The sequence below is a fragment of the Ensifer sp. ZNC0028 genome (assembly GCF_000799055.1).
Classification (GTDB): domain Bacteria; phylum Pseudomonadota; class Alphaproteobacteria; order Rhizobiales; family Rhizobiaceae; genus Ensifer.
Genome location: NZ_JTLA01000114.1, coordinates 1 through 11,326 on the forward strand (window position 1 = coordinate 1; position 11,326 = coordinate 11,326).

The 11,326-nt window shown below is 63.6% G+C and carries 11 protein-coding genes and 1 pseudogene; 5 read left to right on the top strand and 7 right to left on the bottom strand.

The genetic code is table 11. The features are described from left to right. A pseudogene (locus tag L981_RS35245) lies at positions 1-286 on the top strand (hypothetical protein); the annotation flags it as partial. 144 nt (positions 287-430) lie between these two features. On the opposite strand, the gene L981_RS26170 reads toward L981_RS35245, so the two are convergent. The 3 genes from L981_RS26170 to L981_RS26180 all read right to left on the bottom strand — a co-directional run bounded on the left by L981_RS26170 (position 431) and on the right by L981_RS26180 (position 2,891). Next, entirely contained in the window at positions 431-1,306 is an 876-nt protein-coding gene (locus L981_RS26170) for a DMT family transporter (RefSeq protein ID WP_043623328.1), read from the bottom strand. Between the two features lie 181 nt (positions 1,307-1,487). Beyond that, the gene (locus L981_RS26175) at positions 1,488-1,943 is read right to left on the bottom strand and encodes a GyrI-like domain-containing protein (RefSeq protein WP_043623308.1); all 456 of its coding nucleotides are present in this window, start codon (positions 1,941-1,943) and stop codon (positions 1,488-1,490) included. A gap of 78 nt (positions 1,944-2,021) precedes the next feature. Next, positions 2,022-2,891 carry a LysR family transcriptional regulator gene (locus L981_RS26180; RefSeq protein WP_043623311.1) on the bottom strand — a complete coding sequence of 290 codons (870 nt, stop codon included), beginning with the start codon at positions 2,889-2,891 and terminating at the stop codon, positions 2,022-2,024. A gap of 80 nt (positions 2,892-2,971) precedes the next feature. Here L981_RS26180 and L981_RS26185 point away from each other — a divergent pair, with 80 nt between their 5' ends. The 4 genes from L981_RS26185 to L981_RS26200 all read left to right on the top strand — a co-directional run bounded on the left by L981_RS26185 (position 2,972) and on the right by L981_RS26200 (position 7,565). After that, entirely contained in the window at positions 2,972-4,051 is a 1,080-nt protein-coding gene (locus L981_RS26185; RefSeq protein WP_052202023.1) for a YeiH family protein, read from the top strand. A gap of 234 nt (positions 4,052-4,285) precedes the next feature. Beyond that, on the top strand, positions 4,286-5,680 hold the full coding sequence (locus tag L981_RS26190; RefSeq protein WP_082006163.1) for a circularly permuted type 2 ATP-grasp protein: 1,395 nt from the start codon (positions 4,286-4,288) through the stop codon (positions 5,678-5,680). A gap of 3 nt (positions 5,681-5,683) precedes the next feature. Then, complete coding sequence (locus L981_RS26195; RefSeq protein WP_043623314.1) at positions 5,684-6,622, top strand: alpha-E domain-containing protein; 939 nt, start codon at positions 5,684-5,686, stop codon at positions 6,620-6,622. Positions 6,623-6,737: 115 nt separating this feature from the next. Beyond that, entirely contained in the window at positions 6,738-7,565 is an 828-nt protein-coding gene (locus L981_RS26200; RefSeq protein ID WP_043623317.1) for a transglutaminase family protein, read from the top strand. Between the two features lie 55 nt (positions 7,566-7,620). On the opposite strand, the gene L981_RS26205 is transcribed toward L981_RS26200, so the two are convergent. From L981_RS26205 to L981_RS26220, 4 genes are all read right to left on the bottom strand, one after another. Further along, the gene (locus L981_RS26205) at positions 7,621-8,289 is read right to left on the bottom strand and encodes a hypothetical protein (RefSeq protein ID WP_043623319.1); all 669 of its coding nucleotides are present in this window, start codon (positions 8,287-8,289) and stop codon (positions 7,621-7,623) included. Between the two features lie 258 nt (positions 8,290-8,547). Beyond that, positions 8,548-8,856, bottom strand: coding sequence for a nuclear transport factor 2 family protein (locus L981_RS26210; RefSeq protein WP_156134241.1), 309 nt, complete (start codon positions 8,854-8,856; stop codon positions 8,548-8,550). 469 nt (positions 8,857-9,325) lie between these two features. Then, a complete protein-coding gene (gene araD / locus L981_RS26215; RefSeq protein ID WP_043623325.1) occupies positions 9,326-11,071 on the bottom strand; it encodes an L-arabinonate dehydratase in 1,746 nt (581 codons plus the stop codon). A gap of 55 nt (positions 11,072-11,126) precedes the next feature. After that, a partial coding sequence (locus L981_RS26220; RefSeq protein WP_043612594.1) for an aldehyde dehydrogenase family protein occupies positions 11,127-11,326 on the bottom strand: 200 nt, incomplete at its 5' end.

Genomic DNA, 11,326 nt, shown 5'->3' on the forward strand with positions numbered 1-11,326 from the left:
GGTTGCAGCCACCAGCGGCTTTACCGGCGACGACCTTTTGCGCGACGAGCGCCGCCCGCAGCGCCAGGAGCGCCGCGATCACGGCCACCCGCAGACCGACGGCCGTGGCGAAGGCAACCGCAACCACGAAGGCAAGAAGCACCACGGACGTCCCGGCCAGAAGCAGGGCGACCGTCGTGACCGCAACCAGGGCGGCCGCAACGAAAACCGTGGCGGTGGCGAGCGTCGCGAAGGCGGCCAGGGCCAGCGTCGGGGCAATGGCGGCAATCGCGGCCACCAGGGCTGACCGAGGCGCTGCGCGTCGATCAGGCGCGCAAAGCATCGTAGTACTTAGAAATATGAACGGCGGGTCGCTTCGGCCCGCCGTTTTCGTTTTTGGGCTGTGCCTGTCGCTATCGCAAAACCGCTACACGCTCTCGCACGTCGTGCGTCACGCCTGCTTGCGGTTGGTCAGATAGACGCCGGCAACGGCAATGATGGTGCCGATGACCATCGGCAGCGTCAGCGCTTCGCCGAAGAAGAGCCACGCCTGCACGGCGGCAAGCGGCGGCACGAGATAGATCAACGACGCTGCGCGGGACACCTGCCCGCGACGGATCAGATAAAGCAGCAGCGCGATCGCCCCCATCGAGAGCCCGAGAACCGACCAGGCAAGCGCCAGAACCACCTGGAGGTTCCAGGTCACGTGCAGGTCTTCCAGCATCAGCGCCAGCGGGATCGTCACGATCAGCGCGCCGAGATATTGCAGCGCTGCGATGGTGCGGATGTCGCCGCTCTGCAGATGGCGCTTCTGGTAGAGCGTGCCATAGGTGACGGCGCCCATGCCGAGCACGTTGATGATCACGGGCAGAAAGTGGATCGGCGTCGCACCCGTGTCGATCGCCAGTACCTTCGGCAGGACGGCAAGAGCAATGCCAAAGAAGCCGAGCACCAGCCCAAGCTTTTGCTGAACGCTCAGCCGCTCGTCGATGACGAAGGCCGCGGCGACCGCGGTCATTAGCGGCTGAAGGCCGGCGATGATGCCGGAAATGCCGGCCGGCACGCCTTCGCCGATCGCCCACCAGACCGACCCGAGATAGAGCCCGTGGAGGAACATGCCGGACAGGATCGCATGACCGGCCATTTTCCAGGACTTCGGCCACTGCGCGCCGGTGACGACGCAGAAGAGGATGAAGAGCGCGATCGCCAGCGTGTAACGCAACACGAGAAAGGTCAGCGGATCTGCATAGACCGCAGCATATTTCGCCACGACCCAGCCGGTGGACCAGAGCAGAACGAAGATGGCGGGAGCCAGACGGGCGAGCATGGTGAGCCTATCGGAATGACGGCGGCAGGCGGAAAGCATGAGCCGCCCTCGCTGAAGCGCGCCTGGCCGCTGTAACGCTTTGATCTGCCGCTGATTTCGCGCTCAAATCCTCTGATTTAAGCACTCATGCAAGTATCCGCGCCGGTATTGATGGTCAAAGCAATTTTTCTGATGGGAAGCATCAGCCAATCGGAACCATCAGCCTGAGCGAGGATAGCGACAGCGAGACGAAACCGGGATCGTACTCCTCGCGATAGTGCAGCAAGGCGGTATCGATCGCGAGGCCTTCGGCCGCGATCCAGTCGAACATTTTCTGGTAATGGGCAAAGACGTCGCCGGCGTCAGGGTGATGCAGGGCCGTGACGAAGCGCATGGCCGGCAGGTCGACATGGCCGGGGTGCACGGTCGTCTCCGCCTTGTCGGAGACATAGCCGACGAGATAGCGAAAGCCATCCGGACGATCGTTCCAGGAGATGCCGACCAATGCCGTATGGTCGCCGGGATGAAGGTGCTGGTGGTGCCCCTGCATTTCGGCGATCAGCCGGCGCACGGCGCCATCGGCCGCCTCGACAAAGGTTCCCTCCCAGAACGATCCGGAAATGCGCTGTGCGGGTCTCTCCACGATTTCGAACGCCATGGTCACCTCTTTGAACGGACAATCCCGCAAACACGGGCAGGCTTTCGCCGCCATCGCAGGAGAGAAACGGACCTGCTCTCAAAGCAGTTCCACGAAGGCGCGTGCCGCTCGGCTGAACTGCCTCTCGCGGTGCGTCAAAAGCTCGAAGCTGCGCTCGGCCAGTTCGAACGGCAGTTCCACCAGCCGGCCGCTATCGACGAAGGGTTGTGCGGCAAGCCGGGAAACGGCCGTCACGAACGGACCGCTTTCGACCGCCGTCAGCACCGCCTCGTTCGAGGGCAGCTCAAGCTCGACCCTGAGCCGATCGACGTCTGCACCATGCTCGTCCATCGATTGCAGGAACATTGCCCGCGTGCCGGAGCCTTCTTCGCGCAGCACCCAGCGCGCAGACAGCAACATTTCCAGATTGACCGAGGCGCCGACGAACGCATGGCCAGGCGCGGCATAGACGGCGATACGATCGACGGCGACGCGGCGATGGTCGAGCTTGGCGCCATCCACGCGCCCCTCGACGAAGCCGAGCTGCGCGGTCCCCTCCTCCACCGCCTCGGCGACGACCGCCGTGTTGCGCACGGTGAGCTTCACGTCGACCTGGGGATAGTCGTGTGTGAAGCGGGCAAGCCGCGACGGCAGCCAATAGCTCGCAACCGTCTGGCTCGCCGCAATCGACAGTTCGCCGCGGCGAAGCTCGGAGAGATCGCGAAGGCAGGCGGTGGCCGCGGCCGCCCGGGCAAGCACCGCTTTTGCCTCCGGCAGGAAGATCTTGCCGGCATCGGTCAGCGTCAGGCCGCGCCCAACGCGATCGAACAACCGGACATCGTGCTGGGTTTCAAGCGCTGCGATCGCCGCACTTGCGGCCGACTGCGTGACGTTCATCGCCTCGGCGGCTTTGGTCATGTGCAGCCGCTCGGCGACCGCGACGAAGATTTTAAGCTGATCGAGTGTCATGGTAGATCAATCTCAAAAATCGATCAGAATGACAAGAATAATCCGTTAGACTGATTCATGGATGAGCGTAGGTTGCGCCCATGTCCAGATCGCATTCCCCATTTCGCTCCCATTTTTCCTCAGCCGCCTCCCGCCTGACGCGCATTCTTCCGGGCCTTTTCCTCTGCTGTCTCGTCGCCCTTGCGGCCATCGGGCTCGAATGGATCGAGCGGCGCTGGACCGGCCGAGCCTGGCTGGAAGCCCTCGTTCTCGCGATCCTTCTCGGCGCCATCTTCCGCACCCTCTGGACGCCCGGCGCGCGCTTCCTTTCCGGTATTCACTTCTCGGCGAAGATCCTGCTGGAGACGGCGATAGTGCTCATCGGCGCGATGCTGAGCTTCGACGCGATCGCCAAGAGCGGGCCGACCTTGCTCGTCACCATCGTCGTGATCGTCCTCCTGTCGATTACTACCGGTTACGTGATCGCGCGATTGCTCGGCCTGCCGAAATGCCTGGCGACGCTGATTGCCTGCGGCAACGCTATCTGCGGCAACTCCGCGATCGCGGCCGTCGCACCGGCGATCGGTGCCCGCGGCGAGGAAGTCGCAGCCGCAATCTCCTTTACCGCCATCCTCGGCATCGCCGTCGTCCTGTCGCTGCCCTTCATCGGCGGCTGGCTCGGCATGACGCCCCAGGGCTACGGCGTCTTTGCCGGCATGACCGTCTATGCCGTGCCACAAGTCCTGGCCGCCGCCAGCCCCTTCAGCCCGCTCTCGGTCCAGGTCGGCACGCTCGTCAAACTGGTGCGCGTGCTGATGCTCGGCCCCGTCGTCTTCTGCTTCTCGCTGATCGGCAGCCGCGATACGGAGGCGGAATGCAAAGCGCCCGGACAACGCAAGTCGCCTCTCGCCACGATCCTCCACTTCGTTCCCTGGTTCATCCTGGGTTTCGTGGCTGTCGCCATCGCCCGCAACAGCGGCGCAATCTCCGACACGCTCGCGACCGACGCCGTGACGGTCTCCAGCTGGCTGACGGTCATCGCCATGGCCGCCCTCGGCCTTGAGGTCGACATCCGCGCGCTTGCCCATTGCGGACCGCGTGCAAGCGCTGCCGCCACGCTGTCGCTGCTGGTGCTCTGTGTTCTTGCGGTGCTCGCCATCGTTTGCCTGGGCCTCGGCTAGCTTCGGCGCCCGCGTCCAAATTTAGAGCACGTGCATATTTCTTGCCCACCCGGTCGCAACCGCTTTCGGCGACCGGATGCGGCTGCCTTGCCGTTGGGCAGATTTTCCCGCGAACGGGCGCTTCTGGCGGGGCCAACTTTCTTTTCGGGCGACTGAGCACGCTTCTTGCATTGCAACCAGCCTTGTACTCAAATGGTCAAAAATAAGGGGACCACGCCTTTGGCATTTGACGAAATGATGAATGCGGACAGCAGTCCGCGCCAGCCATATTCGACCTATCATGATTGGTATGCCAGCCAGGACAGAAATCGGCTCATAGCGAAATCCAAGGACGCCGAGAACATCTTCCGGAAAACCGGCATCACCTTCGCGGTCTACGGACACGCAGACAGCTCCGAAAAACTCATCCCCTTCGACCTCATCCCCCGCATCATCTCCGGCCGCGAATGGCGCAAGCTCGCGCAAGGCATCGAACAGCGGGTCATCGCCCTCAACGCCTTTCTCGACGACATCTACCACAAGCAGGAGATCATCCGCGCCGGCCGCATCCCGCGTGAGCTGATCGAAAAGAACGTCGCCTTCCTGCCGCAGATGATCGGCTTCCGGCCGCCGGGCGGTGTCTACACCCACATCGTCGGCACCGACATCGTCAGGACCGGCGAAGACCAGTTCTATGTGCTCGAAGACAATGCCCGCACGCCGTCCGGTGTCAGCTACATGCTGGAAAACCGGGAAACGATGATGCAGATGTTCCCGGAACTCTTCCATCAGAACCGTGTGCGCCCGGTCGAGAACTACCCCAATCTGCTGCGCCAGAGCCTCTCGTCACTCGCCCCTCCCGGCTGCAGCGGCAAGCCGCGCGTGGCGGTGCTGACGCCCGGAATCTACAACTCCGCCTACTATGAGCACGCCTTCCTCGCCGACCAGATGGGCGTCGAGCTCGTCGAAGGCTCGGACCTGCGGGTGATCGACGGCAAGGTGAAGATGCGCACCACCCGCGGCTACGAGGCGATCGACGTGCTCTACCGCCGCGTCGATGACGACTTCCTCGACCCGCTCACCTTCCGGCCGGATTCCGCTCTCGGCATTCCCGGCATCATGGACGTCTACCGCGCCGGCAACATCACGATTGCCAACGCGCCGGGCACCGGGATTTCCGACGACAAGGCGATCTATTCCTACATGCCCGAAATCGTCGAGTTCTACACCGGCCGCAAACCGCTGCTCGAAAACGTGCCGACGTGGCGCTGTTCCGAGCCGCAGAGCCTGAAATATGTGCTCGAGCATCTGGAAGAGCTGGTGGTCAAGGAGGTCCACGGCTCCGGCGGCTACGGCATGCTGGTGGGCCCGACGGCGAGCAGGAAGGAACGCGCCGTCTTCGCCGAAAAACTGAAGGCCCGCCCGACCAACTACATCGCCCAGCCGACGCTTTCGCTTTCCACCGTGCCGATCCTCGTCAACAAGGGCATCGCGCCCCGGCATGTCGATCTTCGCCCCTATGTCCTCGTCTCCGACAAGGTCCAGATCATCCCCGGCGGCCTGACGCGCGTGGCGCTGAAAGCCGGTTCGCTCGTCGTGAATTCCAGCCAGGGTGGCGGGACCAAGGACACCTGGGTGCTGGAGGACTGAGAGATGCTGGGAAGAACCGCAAACGGCCTCTACTGGATGTTCCGCTACATCGAGCGCGCGGAAAACAGCGCCCGGCTGATCGACGCCGGCCTGCGCATGTCCTTAACGCGCAGCGAAGCCAGCGAAGACGATTGGGACGGCGTGCTGCAAAGCGCCGGTGTGCGCGAACTCTATGATGAAGCGCACGAGAAGCTGACGAGCATCGACGCGATCGACTTCCTCTTGCGCGACCGCGCCAACCCGTCGAGCGTCATGTCCTGCATCGAAGCAGGCCGTCACAACGCCCGCATGGTGCGCACGGCCCTTACCCGCGAGACCTGGGAAGCGACCAACGAGTGCTATCTCGAGATGAAGGCGATGCTGTCGAAGAAGGCGCGCCCGACCGACATGCCGGAGATCATCGATGCGATCAAGCATCGCGCCGGCCTCATCCGCGGCGCCTTCCACGGCACGATGCTCCGGAACGAGATCTTCAACTTCTCGCGCATCGGCACCTTCATCGAGCGGGCCGACAACACCGCCCGCATCCTCGACGTGAAGTACTATGTGCTTCTACCGGCGGTCGCCGCCGTCGGCTCGTCGATGGACAACGTGCAGTGGGAATCGATCCTGCGTTCGGTCTCGGCGCATCGCGCCTATGGCTGGGTCTACGACGCCGAGCTTCGTCCCGCCAACATCGCCGACTTCCTGATATCGAACGGTCGCATGCCGCGCTCGCTTGCCTATTGCTACGAGAAGATCGCCAGCAATCTCGGCTACCTCGAACGGGAATATGGTGAGCGCCATGCGGCGCACGACACAGCTGACCGCACGCTCGCGTCACTGCGCAGCCAGTCGATCAAGGACATCATGGACCAGGGGCTGCATGAGTATCTCGAAGACTTCATCAGCCACAACAACCGTCTGGGACAGGAAATCTCCGACGGCTACCGGTTCTACTAGTGCAATTCCAGCGAAAGCGTGGCGCGGTTTCGCGTTCAAAATTGCGTAAAAACAAGGAGATAGAGCGCTTTCACAACTCTGTTTTGACCGGAAGCGCTCTAGATCGGAGGATGGCATGCACCTGAAGATCAGCCACACGACCGAATATCACTATGACGAGCCCGTGCAGTATGCCCTGCAGCGCCTGCGACTGACGCCCCTGACACAGGTGGGCCAGACCGTGCTCGGCTGGGAGACCTTGGTCGATGGCGCTGCGATCGAAGTGAGCTACGACGACCACTTCGGCAACCGCGTTCATCTCGTCAGCGTCGACGGCGACCGCGATACGATCCACATCACGGCCTCGGGCGAGGTCCACACGGAGGACCGCGCCGGCGTTTTCGGGCCGCACCAGTCCTACGTGCCGCTCTGGCTTTACGTGCGCGAAACGCCGCTCACCAAGGCCGGCAAGCTCATTCGTGACCTCTCGAAATCCGCCGAGGGCGACACCGACCTTGCCCGCATGCATGCGCTGATGGCGGCTATCCATGAAGCCGTGGAATACAAGCCCGGTGAGACCCACGCGGAGACGACGGCCGAAGACGCGCTTGAAAGCGGCCGCGGCGTCTGCCAGGACCATGCCCACATCCTGATTGCGGCGGCGCGCTCCCTCGATCTGCCGGCACGCTATGTCTCGGGTTATCTGATGATGGAGGGGCATCCCGAGCAGACCGCCAGCCATGCCTGGGCCGAAGTGCATCTCAACGGGCTCGGCTGGGTGGGCTTCGACGCCGCCAACAAGATCTGCCCGGATGATCGCTATGTCCGCATCGCCTCCGGCCTTTGCTACCGCGACGCCGCCCCCATCTCCGGGCTGATCCACGGCGAAGCCAAGGAGACGCTGAAGGTATCGGTGACGGTCGAACAGCAGCAGCAAAGCCAGAGCCAGTCGCAAAGCCAGTAGGTGACCCGACGGGGCGCAGCGTGCGTCCCGTCGATCCAGGCCCAAGTCTCAGGTCCTACCGCGAAGCGCTCGCCTGCAGGATGCGGCAGAGCGAAACCAGCCCGCTGTCATAACCGCCGCCAACGACATCGCGACAGCGCTTGATCAGCTTGACCCGCTCGCCCGCTGGCAGTGCATTGAACGCGGCCATGGAAGCGCCCGGCGAAACCGCGCCGCCGGAGCCGCCTCCGGTTCCACCACCAACGCTGCCGCCACCCCCGGGGCTGCCGCCGCCGGATCCCGTTCCAACGCCCACGCCGAGCCCAAGCCCGACACCGTTGCCGCCGCCGGCATTGGCTTTCAGACCGGCAGTCAGCCCATCCCGTCCACCGACCGTGGCATTGACCGACGTGTTGAGCCCTTTGCCACCACCAAGGCCGACATCGGCGTCTGCGTTGATGCCATTGGCGCCGCCGGCGCTCGCCCGCACATCGGCATTGACGCCTTGCGATCCGCCGAGAGAGGCGTTGGTGTTGGCATTGACGCCGTTTGCGCCACCGAGCGACGCATCGACATCTGCCTTAAGGCCGTTCGAGCCACCGAGGCCCACATTGGCGTTCAGCCCATTCGCACCGCCGACGGACACGCCGACGCCAAGACCGTTCGCGCTTTGTGAAAATGCCGGCTGAGACAGCGCCACCGTCGCAAGAAGACCGAGCGACAACGCAAGTACATTCCTCCGCATGATCGTCCTCCTTTTCAGGCTCGGGACCGGAATGGCCCCGGCAAAAGGGATACGTTCTGGGGTTGCCGCCGGTTGCCGCGGATCAGCCGAAAACGGAGGGTTTTGTGCTGTGTGGATAACACAAGGCAAAGACGCGGCCGGATACGTGTCTTTTCGAGACGATGACCTATGGCACGCACATAGGTTCACCGCACCGAAACCGATGCGGTGATCGTGTCAGAGGCTCCGCTCGATCGTAGCCGATCAAAGGAGGTCTGCTCAGACGCGCGACGCCGTCAGGCTGACCAACGGCCCGAAAAAGCCGATGATGCGCGTAATGCGCGTCTGGCCGGGATCGAGGAATGCGATGTCCAGCCCCTCGGGGAAAGATGATCCGTCGGGCATCACAAACCGCCAGGCAAAGCGTGCGATCCCGTGATGAACATCCAGGTCGCTTGTCCGCGCAATGCGCGCGCCCGGATGCCTGGCCTGAATGCCGGCGATATGCGCGAGCAGTTCTTCTGCGCCGACGGCATGAACCGTTGGATCCGTATACGTTGCGCCATCGGCCCAGATCGGTACCAGCAACGCCCGCCTCTGCTCGGCGTCCTCCGACGACCAGGCGGCGCAATAGGTATCGATGAGTTCTGTCAACGGCACGCTTCTTCACTCCTCTGGATCATAGTTCTAGTGCTGCCGCGGCCGCCCCGTCTGCAGACACGCACCGTCGCGGGGATAAACTATGATGTCGACGCTGCGACGCCAATACGCACCCAGTGGTAAGTGCTTACCCAGAAGTAAGGGAAGAGGAACAGGCCTTCGGACGAAGGCGGATTGCAGGCGTGAAGACGATCGCAGCGTAAAGGTTATAGGTCCGCCCCGCGGCGATGCTTGCGGATGCGCCAGGCCTGTTCAGCGCAGTGGCCCCGACGCCGACACCTGGGACCGTCGCACAGCAATGGCGGTGCGACGGCGACCTTTGTACGTCTGATATGACGCAAGCTGTGGTGCACGCCGAAGTCGCACGAGCGGAACGTCCGCTCGTGTGCCGACAGCGTCAGTGGCTGTCGCGGTTCATCGGGATTTCCGCACCGCGCGGGCCGACGAGGAAGTCGAGATCCGCACCCGTGTCGGCCTGCATCACGCTCTTGACGTAGAGGCCGGCATAACCACCCTTGAGCGGCATCACCGGAGAGACCCAGGCCGCACGACGGCGAGCCAATTCTTCGTCGGAGACGTCGAGATGGATGGTGCGGGCCGGCACGTCGACGGCGATCATGTCGCCGTTCTGAACGAGCGCCAGCGGGCCGCCGTCGGCAGCTTCCGGCGCGGTATGCAGGATCACGGTGCCGTAGGCCGTGCCGGACATGCGCGCATCGGAGATGCGGATCATGTCGGTGATGCCCTTCTTCAGCACCTTCGGCGGCAGGCCCATGTTGCCGACTTCGGCCATGCCCGGATAACCCTTCGGGCCGCAATATTTCAGCACCATCACGCAGGTTTCATCGATGTCGAGATCTTCGCGGTTGATGCGGGCGTGATAGTCCTCGATGCTCTCGAACACGACGGCGCGGCCCTTGTGCTGCATCAGGTGCGGCGAGGCGGCCGACGGCTTCAGCACACAGCCCTTCGGCGCGAGATTGCCGCGCAGCACCGCGATGCCGCCGGACTTGGTCAGCGCCTTGTCGCGCGGCACGATCACGTCGTCGTTGTAGTTGACGACATCCTTGACGTCGTTCCAGATCGTATCGCCGGTGACGGTCACAGCATCCTTGTGAAGCAGGCCCATCTCGCCCACGGCCTTGATCACGACCGGAAGGCCGCCGGCGTAATAGAACTCCTCCATCAGGTACTTGCCCGACGGCTGCAGGTTGACGATCGTCGGCACGTCGCGGCCAAGGCGATCCCAGTCGTCGAGCGTCAGATCGACACCGACGCGGCCGGCAAGCGCCAGCAGGTGCAGCACGGCATTGGTCGAGCCGCCGACGGCGCCGTTGACGCGAATGGCGTTCTCGAAGGCTTCCTTCGTCAGGATGTCCGAGGGCTTCAGGTCTTCCTTGACCATGTCGACGATGCGGCGGCCGGAGAGCTGCGAGATCACCCGACGGCGGGCATCGACGGCCGGGATTGCCGCATTGCCGGGAAGCGTCATGCCGAGCGCCTCGGCCATGGAGGCCATCGTCGAGGCCGTGCCCATGGTCATGCAACTGCCGGCCGAGCGGGCCATGCCCTGCTCCGCGTCCATGAATTCGGCGAGCGACATCTCGCCGGACTTCACCATTTCCGAGAATTGCCAGATTGCCGTGCCGGAGCCGACATCCTTGCCGCGCCACTTGCCGTTCAGCATTGGGCCGCCGGAGACGAGGATAACCGGGATATCGACGCTGGCAGCGCCCATCAACAGGCTCGGCGTGGTCTTGTCGCAGCCGCCAAGCAGCACGACGCCATCGACCGGATTGCCGCGGATCGCTTCTTCGACGTCCATCGCCGCGAGGTTGCGGAACATCATCGCGGTCGGGCGCAGCGTGCTTTCGCCGACGGAAAACACCGGAAACTCGACCGGGAAGCCGCCGGCCTCGTAGACACCACGCTTCACCCGCTCGGCAAGGTCACGCAGATGCGCATTGCAGGGCGTCAGCTCCGACCAGGTGTTGCAGATGCCGATGATAGGCCGGCCATCGAAGGTGTCGGCAGGCAGGCCCTGGTTCTTCATCCAGGAGCGGTGCATGATGGCATTCTTGCCGGTGCCGCCGAACCAGTCCTGCGAACGCAGCTTGCGCGGCCATTCAGCTTTCTTCTTCATTTTGTCCTTCCTTATGCGGCCCGCGCCATTCACGCGGGCCCGATGACGGCGCGCTTCAGGCGAGCGTGTAGGCCGTCTTGACGGTTGTGTAGAATTCGGCGGCGTAGCGTCCCTGCTCGCGCGAGCCGTGCGAGGAGCCCTTGCGGCCGCCGAAGGGCACATGGAAGTCGACGCCCGCCGTCGGCAGGTTGACCATCACCATGCCGGCCTCCGCATTGCGCTTGAAATGGGTCGCATGCTTGAGGCTCGTGGTGG